Raw genomic sequence first — 14,682 nt, 5'->3', positions numbered from 1 at the left:
ACGGCTGACGAACTCAGAGGATCGAACCCGGGGTGTATTTCGCCACTTCCGGGTGGGCGGCGGTGATGTCGCCGATCTGCGCGATCACCGACTCGATCTGCGCACCGGCCATCCCGGTGAAGGACAGCGGATCGGCGAGCAGTTCGTCCAGCGCGGCGCGGTCCAGCGGGAGCCGGTCGTCGGCGGCCAGCCGGTCCAGCAGGTCGTTGTCGGCCTGGCCGCTCTCCCGCATCGCCAGCGCGACACCCACCGCGTGCTCCTTGATCGCCTCGTGCGCCGTCTCCCGGCCGACACCGGCCCGCACCGCCGCCATCAACACCTTGGTGGTGGCCAGGAACGGCAGGTACCGCTGCAGTTCCCGGTCGATGACCGCCGGGTGCGCGCCGAACCCGTCGAGCACGGTCAGGAAGGTCTCCAGCAGGCCGTCGATCGCGTAGAAGGCGTCCGGCAGCGCGATCCGCCGGACCACCGAGCAGAAGACGTCGCCCTCGTTCCACTGGGCCCCGGCCAGCTCGCCGGCCATCGACGCGTAGCCGCGCAGGATCACCGCCAGACCGCAGACCCGTTCGCAGGAGCGGGCGTTCATCTTGTGCGGCATCGCCGACGACCCGACCTGACCGGGCAGGAACCCTTCGGTGGCCAGCTCCGCCCCGGCCATCAACCGGATGGTGGTGGCCAGCGACGACGGGCCGGCGGCGAGCTGCACCAGCGACGAGACCACCTCGTAGTCCAGCGATCTCGGGTACACCTGACCGACCGAGGTGAAGACCGCGTCGACCCCGGCGGCCTCGGCGACGACCGCGGACTCGAGTGCCTGCACCGCTTCCGAGGAGCCCAGCAGGTCGAGCATGTCCTGCCCGGTGCCGACCGGACCCTTGATGCCGCGCAACGGGTATCGCTCCAGCAGCGCATCGATCCGCCGGTACGCGACCAGCACCTCGTCGGCCGTTGAGGCGAACCGCTTGCCCAGCGTGGTGGCCTGCGCCGGGACGTTGTGCGACCGGCCGGTCATCACCAGTTCCGCGTACTCCCCCGCACGCCCGCCCAGCCGGCCCAGCAGCGCGACGGTACGGTCCCGCACCAACCGCAGCGCCTGCAGGATCTGCGCCTGCTCGACGTTCTCGGTCAGGTCGCGGCTGGTCATGCCCTTGTGGATCTGCTCGTGGCCGGCGAGGTCGTTGAACTCCTCGATCCGGGCCTTGACGTCGTGCTTGGTGATCCGCTCCCGCGCGGCGATGGAGGCCAGGTCGACCCTGTCCAGCACCGCCTCGTAGTCGGCCAGCACCTGCGCGTCGACGTGCAGCCCGGCCGCGTCCTGGGCACGCAGCACCGCGAGCCAGAGCCGGCGCTCCGCCTTGATCTTGTTCTCCGCCGACCAGATGCCGACCATCTCGGGCGAGGCGTAGCGGGAGGCGAGGACGTTGCTGGTGCGGGGAGCGTCGGTCACATGCCCCATTGTCCCAGCCCGGCGGGGGTGGTCTGTTCGTGCGCTTCGGTCAGGGTTGCTCAGTCCAGGGCGGCGGCCACCGCGTCGGCGACAGCGTTCAACGTCGCAGTGTCGGTGGTGCCGGTCCCGGTGACCGACACCGATCGGGCGCCGCCGGCGGCGGCCGAGAGAGTCCGGATGGACGCGGGCAGCGGCGCGCTGCTCGAGCCGGCTGCGGACTGCGCGCTCGACGGGAGGCCGTAGAGGTCGGTGCCCGATGGTGTGGCGCCGGTGACCGCCGCGGTGGGGCCGAAGGTGACCACCACGTCGCCGGCGGAGGGCGAGGTGAGCACGAAGGACACCAGGCCGGTGCTGCAGCCGTCGGGATCCGCGCCGGTGCCGGCGTAGTCGAAGTCGGCGTCGGGTGCGGCCTGCTCCAGCGCCGTGACGGCCGCGTCGATCACTGCGGCGGGCGGGGCTTCACAGGTCGCGCCGCCGCCGCTGGTCTGTGCACCGTCCGCCGCCGACGACGCAGCGGCCGAGGTCGCGGCGCCCGAGGCCGCAGTGGCACCGGAACTGGCGGCGGACTCTAGCTCCTGGCCCCCACCGGCGGAGCCCTGGGACGCCATGTCGCCCGCGAGCGGAGCGGCCATGGCGGTGGCCGCCGCGGTGGTCGCCGCCCTGGTGGCGGAGCTCGCGGTGTCCGTGGTGCCCGGGCTGGGCAGCAGGACGAAGGCGAGGACCACGGCGGCCGCCGCGGCCAGGCCGCCACCGCCCTTGATCCACCGGGACCGGCGGACGCGGCGGTCGTCGTCGTCGAGTTCGGCCTGACGGCGGGCATCACGCAGCACCGACAGCGGGGAGACGGTGGACTCCGGCTCGTCCTGCAGTGCGGTCGCGAAGAGCGCGCGCAGTCGCTCCTCGTCCGCGGGATCGATCTCCCGGTCCTCGTTCATCCCTGAGTTCATGCCCGAGTTCATGCCTGTCCACCTCCTTCACCCTTGCCCGAACCGCCACTGCCAGAACCACCACTGCTACCCGAACCGTCTGTGCCGCCGGATTCCAGCGCGGCCTTGAGCGCCACCAGACCGCGCGCGGTCTGCGACTTCACGTTGCCCTCCGAACAGCTGAGCGCCTTCGCGGTCGCGGCGACGTCGAGTCCCTCGAAGTACCGCAGCACCAGCACCGCCCGCTGACCGGCCGGCACCGCCGCGAGCGCCTCCCGGACGCGGACCTGATCGGTGACCTGCTCGGCCAGGTCGGCGAACACCGGCGTCTCCGGCATCGTCTCGACCGTGCGCTCGCGTCGCCACGGTCGACGGGACTCGTCGACCGTCGCCCGCACCAGGCACGAGCGGACGTAGGCATCGAGGGCACCGCGGTCCCGGATCCTTTCCCATGCTCCGTACAGCTTCACGAACGCGATCTGCGTCAGGTCATCGGCGCGGTGCCAATCACCGCAGAGCAGGTACGCCGTGCGGCGCACCCTGTCCCTGCCGGCGGCCACGTACTCGGCGAATGCCGATTCGTCGCTCGCCTGCACGAACGCCTCCCACCTGTGGACTAGGACGGAACCCCGGGCGCGGTCGGTTGCACGGACACGACCGCCCGCGCATTCTTTCCCATCCGGGTGCCGGCGGTGGGGCGGTTGGGGTCATCGTGCGGAGTGACGCATCCGGACTGCCGGTTCGCGTCGTTCCTCCGATAGCGTGACGCACAGACCGGTCACGGCAGGTGACCGACCCGACGAGCGGAGTGCGTCCGTGCGCCGAGCAGCTGTGGTCCGCAGGTTCCTCGCCCTCGCCGCCGGCGGGGTGGTGCTCGGGGCGTGCGGTGGGGAGTCCACCGGGAGCGGGACGGTGTCGGCGTTGCCGACGAGCTCGGCCACATCGAGCACCCCGTCCTCGAGCGCTCCGTCCGCTTCCGCATCGTCCGCAGCCTCGTCGAGGCCGGTCTCCTCCGGCACTGCGGTCGTGGTGACCACATCGCGCACGAGTGTCGCGACCTCCACCAGCGCGGCACCGTCGAACGGCGCCCCGCCCACCACCAGCACCAGCACCAGCACCAGCGCGGCATCGGTCTCCGGCGGGGACTCCTGCGATGCCGACGGGCTGACCTTCACCACCGACAGCCGGATGACGGCGGAGCAGGCGCTGACCTGCCCGCAGATGGTGGAGGTGTGGACCGGCTACCTGACCGGGATCGGCGACGGGTCGTTGGACCCGGACCTGCCGTTCATGGGCGGCTGGCGCTGCTCCTTCGACGGTGCGCCGGAGGAACCGCCGGGCACCTGCACCCTGCCGGACACGGTCATCGGCTTCACGGTGACCGTCGGCCGATCCGTGGGAGCCGGGTCGGACGGCTGCACCGCTCCGGCGGTGAACCTGCGCTGGCCGACGGTCGTCCTCACATCGCAGGCGGGCACGATGCCCTGCGCGGACATGACGTCGTACTGGGCGGCCCTGCAACGCGGCGACGGGGTCCCTGTCGGGCCGCGCGCGATCGATCTCGGTGACGGCTACGAGTGCCGGTACGGCGGGAACGATCCCGGATCGACCTTCATCGCGTCGTGCGGCACCAACGGCAGCGACACCTACTTCGAGATCAACGGCCTGGCCTGACCGTTACAGGTCGGCCACCCAGATCACGGAGCCCTCTGTCGGCTGCTGGGAACCCTGCGGGCCCGGCTCGACGGAGATGCCGAGGTTCGTGTCCCCCGCACCGACGGTGGCGGTGAGCGGCTCGGTCGCGCCGGTGGGCTGCGTCATGACGCCCACCGACCGTGCCGCGGCGCCGCGCAGCACCCACAGCTGGTAGACCTGCCCGGTCGGCAGCGCCGGCAGTGAGGTGGGATCGACGGTCGCGGCCGAGCAGGACGCCGAGTACCGGGCCACTGCGTTCGTGCCCGCCGACACAGGGATCACCCGGGTGTCGGTCGCCTCGGCCACACACTCGGCGGCAGTGGGAGGGGCGCTGTTCCGGTTGACGATCACGATCGTGCCGATGGCCAGCGCGGCGACGACCGCTGCCGCCGCGATGAACGCGGAGGTGCGGCGGAACCAGCGCTTCTGTGCCGCTTCCCGGGCGTGCCGCGGTCCGGTACGCACCGGCTGCTCCGCAGCGGCCGGCGCCGGCTCGGCAGGAGCAACCGGCTCGGTGGGCAGCAGCGGCGGCAGCTGCGGGATCGTGCGGATCATATTCAGCACGTTCTCCCGCAAGGACGCCGGCGGTGTCACGGCCACGGCGGCACCGAGCATCGCGGTGGCCTCGCCGAAGCCGAGCATCTCCGCGGCGCAGACCGGGCAGTCCTCGAGATGCGTGGCGAACTCGATGGTCTCGTCCGGGGGCAGGGCGTGCACGGCCATCGCCCCGGTGTTCAGGTGGACATCGGCGGCAGTCATGCTCCCACTCCCAGACAATCGCGCAGACGGATGAGCCCGTCCCGCAGACGTGTTTTGACCGTCGGCAACGGAGCCGACAGCAGTTCCGCGACCTCGCGGTAGGTGTAGCCGCTGTAGTACGCCAGCGTGACGGACTCCCGCTGCAGATCGGTCAGCGTGCCCAGGCACCGTTGCACCGCACGGCGCTCCATCGAGTTCTCGACGGCCTCCACCACGGTGTCGACGTCCCGCTCGGTCCCCGAGGCGGCGGCCCTCAGCTCCCGGTCCACGGACGCCTGCGCCGAGCGGACCCGGTCCACCGAGCGGCCGTGGGTGAGCGTCATGATCCACGAGGTGGCAGATCCCCGGGTGGGGTCGAAACGGCTGGCCCGACGCCAGATCTCGAGAAACACCTCCTGCGCCACCTCCTCCGCCTGACTGGGATCACGGACCACTCTGCGGGCCAGTCCGAAGACCCTGGCCGAGAACAGGTCGTACAACGACTCGAAGGCCTTCTCGTCGCCACGCGCAACGCGCACCAGCAGCACCTCGGCCGTCGGCGCACCGGACTCCGCGGCCCCCAAGGCATCGGGGCCCGTCGGCACGGCGCGCAGCGGCCGATCCGGCTGTCCTGCTGCTGGCATCTGAGTTCCTTTCGCGCGTCCGGACCCGAGCCCTGACGCTGTCATCTCTGCTTCGGTGCGGGATGCCCGGCGGATGGGTTCACGCCGGTCAGAGCGTACCGGTGTAGAGGATCTCGCGTCGGACAGCGATCACCCGGACACGCCGTGTGCACACGGCGTCCGGGTGATCCGCACCGGGTGCACCATGGACCCGTACCCGACCGGTGGCGGAACAGGACCAGCGCGACGATGACCAGCACCACAACACCCCCTCGACCTGCGGCGGAGACCCCGCAGACCCCGTGGCTGCCCACCCGGTGGGCCGCGGCGCTCGTCGGGATCGTCGCCGTCGGACTCACCTTCGGCATCGCCGAGCTGCTGGCCGCCGTCGGCGCCTGGACGGACGTGCTGTCCGACACATCCTCACCGCTCGGCGCCCTCGGCGCCGGCTTCATCCGGCTGACGCCGTTGTGGCTGGAGCGTTTCGCCATCACCACCTTCGGTACCGCCGACAAGACCGTGCTGCGCATCGGCATGGCGATCACCGTGCTGATCGCCGCCGGGCTGGTCGGCGTGCTCGCACGGCGCAGCCCGCGCCTGGCGCTGGCCGCGGCGGGCGTGCTGGTGGTGATCACCGGTGTCGCCGTGCTGCTCCGGCACGGGTCGTCCTGGACCGACCTGCTGCCACTGCTGGTCGGCGCCGCGGCCGGGTTGTCGGTGCTGGTCCGCGCCTTCCGCCGGCAGGTGGTGCACGAACCGGCCGCCCTGCCCACCACGACCACGATCGACCGGCGGAACTTCCTGCGGGTGGCCGGAATGGGCGCGGCCGTCGCAGTGGTGACCGGCGTGCTGTCCCGGTTGGTGCCGAGTGCCGCCGAGGTGCAGGCCAGCCGTGCCGCCGCGATCGTGCCGGTGCCGGGCGACGTGCAGAAGGTCACGGCGAACTTCGGTCTGCACGAGAACGGCCTGTCCCCGTACATCACGCCGAACGACGACTTCTACCGGATCGACACGGTCCTCGCGCCGCCGCTGCTCCGCGCCGAGGACTGGCTGCTCCGGGTGCACGGCCTGGTCGACAACGAGATCACCATCGGATACGGCGATCTCGTCAACCGCCCGCAGGTGCAGCGGACGATCACGCTGACCTGCGTGTCCAACGAGGTCGGCGGATCGCTGATCGGCAACGCCACCTGGATCGGCGCCCGGTTGCAGGACCTGCTCGCCGAGGCCGGCCCGCAGGAAGGCGCCGACTGCGTGCTCTGCACCAGCACGGACGGGTTCACCTCCTCGACGCCGCTGGAGGCGCTGACCGACGGCCGGGACGCGCTGCTGGCAGTCGCGATGAACGGCGAGATCCTGCCCGTCGAGCACGGTTTCCCGGTCCGCATGGTGGTGCCCGGCCTCTACGGCTACGTCTCCGCGACGAAATGGGTGGTCGACCTGGAGGTCACCCGGTTCGCCGATGTGGCGGCCTACTGGACGGTCCGGGGCTGGTCGGATCACGGGCCGATCAAGACGTCGTCCCGGTTCGACGTGCCACGGGCCGGCACCGTCCAGTACGACGAAGGACACCAGGTGGTGCTGGCCGGCGTCGCCTGGGCGCAGCACACCGGCATCACCGGCGTCCAGGTGCAGATCGACGACGGCGCCTGGGAGGACGCCGATCTCGGCGAGACGCTGTCGGTGGACACCTGGCGGCAGTGGTCGCACACCTGGACCGCCACCGGCAAGGGGCAGCACGTGCTCCGGGTCCGGGCGGTCGACGCCACCGGCGCGGTGCAGACGGATGCGGTGGCCGACGTCGTCCCGGACGGTGCGACCGGGCTGGACAGCCGCACCGTCACGGTGGTCTGAGGCGGCAGACCAAGCCGGACGGTGCTCGGCGGCGAACGCCGGGCATGACCGCGACCGACACACCACCGACCGACACGGCGGGCGACCCCGACCGGCGCCCAGTCTGGGCACCCGGCTTCTGGGCCTCCGCCGGCGCCGGCCTGGTGATCGTCGGCGCAGCCCTGGCCGTCGCGGAACTCGTTGCTGCACTTGGCCTCTGGATCGGCATCCTGAACCAGGCCGCCTCCCCGCTGCAGGCACTGGGCGCCGCGTTCATCCAGCTCACCCCGGAATGGCTGAAGGAGTTCGCCATCCGGACCTTCGGCCAGCACGACAAGGACGCCCTGCGTGGCGGCATGGCATTGACCCTGGTGCTGCTCGCCGTCGTCGTCGGACTGGTGGCGCGCAAGGCGCCCCGGGTGGCCGCGATCGTGCTGACGGTGCTGATCGCCGTGGTGCTGCTCGCCGTGTACACCCGGCCCAGCACGGTCGGGCCGCTGGACGGGGTGCCGTCGATCATCGGCGGGGCCGCCGGTGTCGCGGTGCTGGGGCTGCTGTTCCGGCGCACCTCAGTGACCACCGCACCCGCCGCACCTCCCCTCGCCGCACCGGTCGAGATGCCGGAGCGGCGCAGCAAGGCCGACGATGCCGACACCGTCCCCGCACCTACGGGTTTCGCGCCGGACCGCCGGCGGTTCTTCAAGGTGGCCGGACTGGTCGCCGTGGCCGCCGTGGCCGGCGGTGCGATCGCCAGGTTCCTGCCGTCGGCGGCCGATGTCGCCGCGAGCCGGGCCGGACTGAAAGCACCGGTACCGACCGATGTCCAGCAGATCCCGTCGGGCATCAGCCTCGACGTGCCGGACCAGCCGTCGTTCATCACCGACAACGCCGGCTTCTACCGCGTCGACACCGCATTCGTGCTGCCGAGTCTCACCGCGCAGGACTGGAATCTCAAGATCCACGGCCTGGTCGGCAACGAGATCTCCATGAACTACGACGACCTGCTGGACCGCGAACAGATCGAGCGGACCATCACCCTGACCTGCGTGTCGAACGAGGTCGGCGGCGACCTGGTCGGTACCGCGACCTGGATCGGCGCCCGGATCGATCAGATCCTGGCCGAGGCGAAGGTGCAGGAGGGCGCCGACTGCGTGCTGTGCACCAGCGTCGACGGCTTCACGCTGACCGCCCCGCTCGACGCCCTCACGGACGGCCGCGACGCGATGTTCGCGGTGGCGATGAACGGCGAGGTGCTCCCCCAGGCGCACGGGTTCCCGGTGCGGATGGTCGTCCCGGGCCTGTACGGCTATGTCTCGGCCACAAAATGGCTGGTGGACATGAAGGTCTCGAAGTTCGCCGACGAGGTCGCCTACTGGACCGAGCGCGGCTGGGACGCGCAGGCGGAGATCAAGACGTCGTCACGGATCGACGTGCCGAAGGGTTTCGCGCAGTACAGCGTGGGTCAGGAGGTCACCTTCGCCGGCGTGGCCTGGGCACAGCAGCGCGGGATCGCCTCCGTCGAGGTGCAGATCGACGGCGGCGACTGGCAGCAGGCCGAGCTCTCCGAGCCGCTGTCCAAGGACACCTGGCGGCAGTGGAAGTTCGGTTGGAAGGCCACCGACGGCCTGCACACCGTGCGCTGCCGCACCACCGACGGCACCGGTGCGGTCCAGATCGAGGACCAGACCCCGCCGTTCCCGGGTGGCTCCACCGGGTACGACTCCCGCAGCGTGACCGTATCGTGACCGAGCGTCGGGAATTCTTCCGATCCCGACCCATCCGGCCGCGCTTCACCACCGAATACCAGATAGAGCAGCGAGAGAGCCTGAAAGACAGCGCATCTCGTTCGAGTTGCTTGACCAGGAAGTTCCTCCGGAACGAGAGTCCGCATCCTGCAGGCTCTGTCCGTCGTCTCGATCCCCTCGTGATCGTCCTCAAGGAGAAATGATGTTGCTCAAGCGACTGGCCGCATTCGCCGCCGCGGGTGCCCTGACCCTGACCCTCGCCGCCTGCGGCTCCGACTCCGGCACCGGTGCGAGCAGCACCACCATGGCGCCCGCCACCACCTCGGCGATGACCTCTGAGATGACGTCGGAGATGTCCTCCGAGCCGATGACCTCCGACATGTCCTCCGAGCCGATGACCTCGGACATGGGCAGCTCCAGCATGGGCAGCTCGGCCATGGAGGGCGCTTCGCTCGTCGGACCCGGCTGTGCCGACTACGCCGCCGCGGTCCCGACCGGCGCCGGCTCGGTCGAGGGCATGGCCCAGGACCCGGTGGCCACCGCGGCCTCCAACAACCCGCTGCTGACCACCCTGGTGGCCGCCGTCTCCGGCAAGCTGAACCCGAAGGTCGACCTGGTCAGCACCCTGAACAGCGCCGAGTTCACCGTCTTCGCCCCGGTGGACGACGCCTTCGGCAAGATCGACGCCGCCACCATCGACAAGCTGAAGACCGATGACGCGCTGCTCTCCAAGATCCTGACCTACCACGTCGTCCCGGGTCGTCTCGATCCGTCGCAGGTCGTCGGCGAGCACAAGACCGTCGAGGGCGGCACGGTGACCGTGACCGGCTCCGGTGACTCGCTCAAGGTCAACGACGCCTCGGTGATCTGCGGTGGCGTCTCCACCAAGAACGCCACGGTCTACCTGATCGACACCGTCCTGATGCCGCCGGCCTCCTGATCGGAGCCCTGCACCAGAGCAGTACCAGCACCAGCTGCACAGCACCACAGCAACGCCCGCCCCGGATTCCTGCCGGGGCGGGCGTTGCCGCGTTCGGCGCCCGGACGGATTCCGGACAGTTCCGGCAGAACTTTTTCGACGGGCGATCAACTCCGGCACCACACAGGCGTCTGAAGGGGTACGAAGCCAGGCCGCGGGATCCCGCCGGCCGGACGGACAAGCCCAGGAGAACGCCATGAAGGTCCGCACCACTGCCTCCGCTCTGCTGCTCGGCTCCTTCGCCGTGCTGACGCTCTCCGCCTGCAACCCCGGGATCGCCGGTACCGCAGATGCTGTCGCCTCCTCGGTGGCGAAGGTGGCTGCGGGGGTGCAGGTCTCCGGCGGTCCCTCGGCGACGGCCAGCGCCATTTCCGCCGGCGGCGCAGCCTCGACCACCGCGCCGAACACCACCGCACCGAACACCACGAAGGCTCAGCCGGCCGGCGGGCACGGGTCCGGCAGCGGCCAGGGCACCGGCGGCGGGAACCAGGACGGGTCCGGGCCGGGTGACGGAATGGGCGGCGGCGCGGGCGAGACCTCCACGGTCACCGAGGAATCCGGCGTCGGCGAGGTCACCACCACTTCCGAGTCCGCTGAGACCGATTCCACCGAGACCTGGACCAGCACCTCGGAGTCGCACAGCACCGAGACCAGCACCGAGACCAGCAGCTGGCACCACACCCCGGCGCCGGAGATCGTGTCGGCCGAGATCACCTGCAGCATCCCGGAGGGCGCGACGGAGTACAGCGCGTTCCTCACCTACGAGGTGGCGAACGCGGACGCGATGGCGCTGTCCATCGACAACCCGGGCATCGTCGGTTCCTACGGCACCTACGACTGGCACGGCACGATCGAGATCCCGGCCAACGGCTGCTACGCCGAGTACGGCGAGCAGACGTACACGCTGACCACCGTCGGCGGCGAGGGCGAGCCGGCCACGCTGACCATCACCCGCACCGGCGAGTACACGAAGCAGAGCACCCCGCCGTTCGCCCCGGGCGGCGCCGAGTACACCCAGCCGTCGACCTCCACCTCCACCTCCAGCGCCCTGCCCACCCCGGAGGGCACCACCGAGAGCGCCCTGCCCACCCCGGACGGCACCACCACCAGCGAGGTCACCAGCACGGACACCACCGAGTGATCCCCACCAGCTGATCGCGCCGACCCGACCGGCGCGATCACCCCCACCGGCCCGGTGCAGACTCGTCCCCATGGACGAACTGCGCCGGGCCGGTGCCGTGCGGTGGGTGGTCTTCGACCTGGGGGACGTGCTGCTGCGGCGCACCACCCGGATCCCCGAGCTCGCGGAGCTCTGCGGGATCGACGCGGCGGTCTTCGAACCGCTCTACTTCGCCGGCCGGGCCGGCTACGACCGGCATTCGGATCCGGCACTCTTCTTCGGCGAGCTGTGCGCGACCGCGGGCGTCCCGGTACCGGCGGAAGACCTCCTGGCCCGGTTGGTGGAGATCGACGACCTCGGCTGGAGCGAGATCGACCCGGACACCATGGCGCTGGTCGAACTGGCGGCGCGATCCGGGGCGGACCTGGCCGTGCTGTCGAACGCGCCGGCCTCGATGGGCACGCTGGTCCGGGCCGCGCCCTGGTCGACCGCGTTCCGGCACCTGGTGTTCTCCGGCGACCACGGGGTGGTCAAGCCGTCGGCGGACATCTTCCGCCTGCTGCTGCAGACACTGCAGGCCCGGCCGGACGAGACGGTGCTCGTCGACGACCGGGCCGACAACGTCGAGGGTGCACGCCGGATCGGCATGCACGCCGTGCACTTCACCTCGGCGGAGCAGGCCCGGACGGAACTCCGGAGCCTGCTCGGTCCGGGCGACTAGCGTCCCGAGCCCACCGAGGACGAGGACTTCGCCTTGTTGGCGATCCACGACACGAGCAGCACCGCACCCGCGATGATCGCGATCCAGAACACCGCCTTGACGATGAAGCCGAAGATCCAGCCGATGAGGCTGAGTGCGATCCAGGCGACCACGATCACGCCGACGACCTTGAGGAACTTGTCCATCTCTCCACTCCCGCTGTCTTGGGGTCCTGCCGCGGACCATCGGGGTCCGTGTGCACCACATTGCCTGTCGGGGGCCGTCCGGACCTCCGGTGCCGACCCTGATTTCCTACTCGGGGTCACCCCGGGGGCGGATCGGCGGCCGTGCTGTGCTGCCGGTCCAACGAACGCCCCGATGACGTCGTTCCCCGGGGCAGGTCAGGACGAACGCAGGAACCCGTCGAGCGCGTCGAGCCCGGCCGCGATGGTGTCTCCGGTGCCGGCGAAGGACATCCGGACCGTGTGGTGCCCCTCGACCACGTCGAAGTCGATGCCCGGCGCCATCGCCACCCCGGCGGTGTCCAGCAGCCGTCGGGTCCAGGCCTGGGAGTCGTCGGTCAGGTGCGCGACGTCGGCGTACACGTAGAACGCCCCGTCGGCCGGGGCCAGGTCGGTGATGCCCAGCGCACGCAGCCCGTCCAGCAGCAGCGCGCGGTTGCCCGCGTAGCGGTCGACGTGCGCGTCGCACTCCTCGTAGGCGTCGAACGCGTGCACCGCCGCGTACTGGGACGGCGCCGGCGGGCAGATCGACATGTTCCCGGCCAGTGCGTCCAGCGGGTCGACCAGGTCGTCCGGCAGCAGCAGCCATCCGATCCGCCAGCCGGTCATCGAGAAGTACTTGGAGAACGAGTTCACCACGATGCCCGACCGGTCGGTGGCCCAGGACGAGGCCGCCTCGCCGGAATAGCAGATGCCGTGGTAGATCTCGTCCGAGATCAGCCGGATCCCGTTGCGGCCGCAGTGATCCGAGATCGCAGCGAGCTCGGCCGGCGGCACCATGGTGCCGGTCGGGTTGGCCGGGGAGGCGAGCACCAGTCCGGCCAGATCCGCCGACCGCACCATGTCCAGGGTCGGCTGGTAGCCCGTGGCCGGGCCGCACTCCAGCTCGACCACCTCACATCCCAGTGCCTGCAGGATGTTCCGGTAGGCCGGGTAGCCGGGCCGGGCCAGCCCGACCCGGTCGCCGGCGTCGAAGGCGGTGAGGAAGGACAGCAGGAACCCGCCGGAAGAACCGGTGGTGATGACCACCCGGTCCGGGTCGACCGTCAGGCCATAGCGGGTGGCGTAGTGGCCGGCCACCGCCTCACGGAGCGGCGCGATCCCGGTGGCCTCGGTGTACCCGAGGACGTGGGTGTCCAGCGCCCGGTGCGCCGCGGCCAGCACCGGCGCGGGCGCCGGCGTGGCGGGTTGGCCGGCGGTCAGGTCGAAGACCGGCAGCCCGCTCTCCCGCCGCCGGGCGGCGGCCGCGAGCACCCGCATCACATGGAACGGCGCGACCCCGCTGCGTGCCGAAGGGTGCAGAGGCGCGGCAGGAAAGGGCAGGTCCGACATCAGGGCAGCAGACCCTGCTCGGCGGCCAGCGCGATGTCGGTGCGGTGCTGCTCCCCGCGCAGTCCGATGCCACCGACCCGGGCGTAGGCGGCCGTGCGGGCCGCCGCCAGGTCCGGCCCGGTGCCGATCGCGGACAGCACCCGCCCGCCGGAGGAGACGACGGCGCCGTCCTCCCGCCGCTGGGTGCCGGCGTGCAGAATCCCGTCGGCCTCCGCGCCGGTGATGACGTCGCCGGTGACCGGCACCCCGGGGTAACCCTCGGCGGCGACCACCACGGTCACGGCGGCGCCGTCCCGCCAGCGCGGCGCCGGCACCGCGGACAGGTCGCCGGCGGCGGCGGCGGCCAACAGCTCGCCCAGCGGGGAGTCCAGCAGCTCCAGCACCACCTGGGTCTCCGGATCACCGAACCGGCAGTTGAACTCGATGACCTTCGGGCCGTCGGCGGTGAGCACCAGCCCGGCGTACAGCAGCCCGGTGAATGGGCAACCACGGGCGGACATCTCGGCCAGCACCGGGTCCAGCACGGTGCGCTGCACGGTGTCGACCAGGTCGGCCGGGGCCCAGCCGAGCGGCGCGTAGGCACCCATGCCGCCGGTGTTCGGGCCGGTGTCGCCGTCGCCGATCCGCTTGAAGTCCTGGGCCGGCAGCAGCGGCACCGCCCGGACGCCGTCGCACACCGCGAAGAGCGAGACCTCCGGGCCGGCCAGGAACTCCTCGACCAGCACCGGGTGGCCACCGGCCAGCACCGCCTCGGCGTGCGCCCGCGCGGCGTCCCGGTCGGCGGTGACCACCACGCCCTTGCCGGCGGCGAGGCCGTCGTCCTTCACCACGTACGGCGCGCCGCAGGTGTCCAGAGCGGCGTCGATCCCCTCCGGCTCGGTGACCGACACGGCACCGGCGGTCGGCACGCCGGCTGCGGCCATCACGTCCTTGGCGAACGCCTTCGAGCCCTCGATCCGGGCCGCGTCGGCACCCGGTCCGAAGGCGGCGATGCCGCGGCGGCGGAGTTCGTCGGCGGCCCCCGCCACCAGCGGGACCTCCGGGCCGATCACCACCAGGTCGACCCCGATCGCCTCGGCCAGGTCGGCCACCGACGCCGGTCGGCCGACGTCGACCGGGTAGCCGGTGGCCAGCGCGTCGGTGCCGGCGTTGCCCGGGGCGACGTGGAGCTCCCCGACGGCCGGATCCCGGCGCAGGGCCCGGAGCAGGGCGTGTTCACGGGCACCGGAACCGATGACGAGGATGCGCACGCCGGAAGGGTATCGGCCGTCCGGGGGCGCCCCCGACCCGCTGCACCGTCGG

At 71.5% G+C, this 14,682-nt stretch carries 15 protein-coding genes; 6 read left to right on the top strand and 9 right to left on the bottom strand.

Annotated elements, in window-relative coordinates:
• Positions 1 to 13: 13 nt before the first annotated feature.
• The 4 genes from purB to GIS00_RS19115 form a co-directional block, all read right to left on the bottom strand.
• On the bottom strand, positions 14 to 1,456 hold the full coding sequence (purB, locus tag GIS00_RS19130) for an adenylosuccinate lyase (protein WP_154770036.1): 1,443 nt from the start codon (positions 1,454 to 1,456) through the stop codon (positions 14 to 16).
• Between the two features lie 50 nt (positions 1,457 to 1,506).
• The gene (locus GIS00_RS19125) at positions 1,507 to 2,406 is read right to left on the bottom strand and encodes a hypothetical protein (RefSeq protein WP_154770035.1); all 900 of its coding nucleotides are present in this window, start codon (positions 2,404 to 2,406) and stop codon (positions 1,507 to 1,509) included.
• The gene (locus GIS00_RS19120; protein ID WP_322098140.1) at positions 2,403 to 2,969 is read right to left on the bottom strand and encodes a SigE family RNA polymerase sigma factor; all 567 of its coding nucleotides are present in this window, start codon (positions 2,967 to 2,969) and stop codon (positions 2,403 to 2,405) included. The genes GIS00_RS19125 and GIS00_RS19120 overlap by 4 nt, the downstream gene beginning before the upstream one ends.
• Before the next feature lie 111 nt (positions 2,970 to 3,080).
• On the bottom strand, positions 3,081 to 3,548 hold the full coding sequence (locus GIS00_RS19115) for a hypothetical protein (protein ID WP_154770034.1): 468 nt from the start codon (positions 3,546 to 3,548) through the stop codon (positions 3,081 to 3,083).
• 13 nt (positions 3,549 to 3,561) lie between these two features.
• Here GIS00_RS19115 and GIS00_RS19110 point away from each other — a divergent pair, with 13 nt between their 5' ends.
• A complete protein-coding gene (locus tag GIS00_RS19110; protein ID WP_154770033.1) occupies positions 3,562 to 4,047 on the top strand; it encodes a hypothetical protein in 486 nt (161 codons plus the stop codon).
• A 3-nt stretch (positions 4,048 to 4,050) separates the two neighbouring features.
• Here the strand turns inward: GIS00_RS19110 and GIS00_RS19105 are convergent, their stop codons facing one another.
• Positions 4,051 to 4,827 (bottom strand): anti-sigma factor, encoded by a 777-nt coding sequence (locus GIS00_RS19105; RefSeq protein WP_154770032.1) that lies wholly within the window; start codon positions 4,825 to 4,827, stop codon positions 4,051 to 4,053.
• Positions 4,824 to 5,450 carry an ECF RNA polymerase sigma factor SigK gene (sigK, locus tag GIS00_RS19100; RefSeq protein ID WP_154770031.1) on the bottom strand — a complete coding sequence of 209 codons (627 nt, stop codon included), beginning with the start codon at positions 5,448 to 5,450 and terminating at the stop codon, positions 4,824 to 4,826. The genes GIS00_RS19105 and sigK overlap by 4 nt, the downstream gene beginning before the upstream one ends.
• A gap of 228 nt (positions 5,451 to 5,678) precedes the next feature.
• Here sigK and GIS00_RS19095 point away from each other — a divergent pair, with 228 nt between their 5' ends.
• From GIS00_RS19095 to GIS00_RS19075, 5 genes are all read left to right on the top strand, one after another.
• Positions 5,679 to 7,283 carry a molybdopterin-dependent oxidoreductase gene (locus GIS00_RS19095; protein ID WP_154770030.1) on the top strand — a complete coding sequence of 535 codons (1,605 nt, stop codon included), beginning with the start codon at positions 5,679 to 5,681 and terminating at the stop codon, positions 7,281 to 7,283.
• A gap of 44 nt (positions 7,284 to 7,327) precedes the next feature.
• Positions 7,328 to 9,007 carry a molybdopterin-dependent oxidoreductase gene (locus GIS00_RS19090; protein ID WP_154770029.1) on the top strand — a complete coding sequence of 560 codons (1,680 nt, stop codon included), beginning with the start codon at positions 7,328 to 7,330 and terminating at the stop codon, positions 9,005 to 9,007.
• A 199-nt stretch (positions 9,008 to 9,206) separates the two neighbouring features.
• Entirely contained in the window at positions 9,207 to 9,947 is a 741-nt protein-coding gene (locus GIS00_RS19085; RefSeq protein ID WP_154770028.1) for a fasciclin domain-containing protein, read from the top strand.
• A 235-nt stretch (positions 9,948 to 10,182) separates the two neighbouring features.
• Positions 10,183 to 11,127, top strand: coding sequence for a hypothetical protein (locus GIS00_RS19080; RefSeq protein ID WP_154770027.1), 945 nt, complete (start codon positions 10,183 to 10,185; stop codon positions 11,125 to 11,127).
• A 70-nt stretch (positions 11,128 to 11,197) separates the two neighbouring features.
• Positions 11,198 to 11,827, top strand: a complete 630-nt coding sequence (locus tag GIS00_RS19075) for an HAD family hydrolase (protein WP_154770026.1) — start codon at positions 11,198 to 11,200, stop codon at positions 11,825 to 11,827.
• Here GIS00_RS19075 and GIS00_RS19070 read toward each other — a convergent pair.
• From GIS00_RS19070 to purD, 3 genes are all read right to left on the bottom strand, one after another.
• Positions 11,824 to 12,012 (bottom strand): hypothetical protein, encoded by a 189-nt coding sequence (locus GIS00_RS19070; RefSeq protein WP_154770025.1) that lies wholly within the window; start codon positions 12,010 to 12,012, stop codon positions 11,824 to 11,826. The two genes, GIS00_RS19075 and GIS00_RS19070, sit on opposite strands and share 4 nt — an antisense overlap.
• Positions 12,013 to 12,207: 195 nt before the next feature.
• Complete coding sequence (locus tag GIS00_RS19065; protein WP_196073360.1) at positions 12,208 to 13,380, bottom strand: pyridoxal phosphate-dependent aminotransferase; 1,173 nt, start codon at positions 13,378 to 13,380, stop codon at positions 12,208 to 12,210.
• Positions 13,380 to 14,630 (bottom strand): phosphoribosylamine--glycine ligase, encoded by a 1,251-nt coding sequence (gene purD, locus GIS00_RS19060; protein ID WP_322098139.1) that lies wholly within the window; start codon positions 14,628 to 14,630, stop codon positions 13,380 to 13,382. The genes GIS00_RS19065 and purD overlap by 1 nt, the downstream gene beginning before the upstream one ends.
• Positions 14,631 to 14,682: the final 52 nt, after the last annotated feature.

It is taken from the genome of Nakamurella alba, from assembly GCF_009707545.1.
Lineage (GTDB): Bacteria > Actinomycetota > Actinomycetes > Mycobacteriales > Nakamurellaceae > Nakamurella > Nakamurella alba.
Note: the sequence above shows the minus strand (reverse complement) of the source record. Positions and strands in the feature narration are given on the sequence as shown.

Excerpts from the sequence above, each read along its gene's own strand:
- GIS00_RS19125 (WP_154770035.1), bottom strand. The coding sequence starts at position 2,406 with ATGAACTCGGGCATGAACTCAGGGATGAACGAGGACCGGGAGATCGAT.
- GIS00_RS19090 (WP_154770029.1), top strand. The coding sequence starts at position 7,328 with ATGACCGCGACCGACACACCACCGACCGACACGGCGGGCGACCCCGAC.
- GIS00_RS19070 (WP_154770025.1), bottom strand. The coding sequence starts at position 12,012 with ATGGACAAGTTCCTCAAGGTCGTCGGCGTGATCGTGGTCGCCTGGATC.
- GIS00_RS19080 (WP_154770027.1), top strand. The coding sequence starts at position 10,183 with ATGAAGGTCCGCACCACTGCCTCCGCTCTGCTGCTCGGCTCCTTCGCC.
- GIS00_RS19105 (WP_154770032.1), bottom strand. The coding sequence starts at position 4,827 with ATGACTGCCGCCGATGTCCACCTGAACACCGGGGCGATGGCCGTGCAC.
- purB (WP_154770036.1), bottom strand. The coding sequence starts at position 1,456 with ATGGGGCATGTGACCGACGCTCCCCGCACCAGCAACGTCCTCGCCTCC.
- sigK (WP_154770031.1), bottom strand. The coding sequence starts at position 5,450 with ATGCCAGCAGCAGGACAGCCGGATCGGCCGCTGCGCGCCGTGCCGACG.
- GIS00_RS19065 (WP_196073360.1), bottom strand. The coding sequence starts at position 13,380 with ATGTCGGACCTGCCCTTTCCTGCCGCGCCTCTGCACCCTTCGGCACGC.
- GIS00_RS19095 (WP_154770030.1), top strand. The coding sequence starts at position 5,679 with ATGACCAGCACCACAACACCCCCTCGACCTGCGGCGGAGACCCCGCAG.
- GIS00_RS19075 (WP_154770026.1), top strand. The coding sequence starts at position 11,198 with ATGGACGAACTGCGCCGGGCCGGTGCCGTGCGGTGGGTGGTCTTCGAC.
- GIS00_RS19110 (WP_154770033.1), top strand. The coding sequence starts at position 3,562 with ATGACGGCGGAGCAGGCGCTGACCTGCCCGCAGATGGTGGAGGTGTGG.
- GIS00_RS19085 (WP_154770028.1), top strand. The coding sequence starts at position 9,207 with ATGATGTTGCTCAAGCGACTGGCCGCATTCGCCGCCGCGGGTGCCCTG.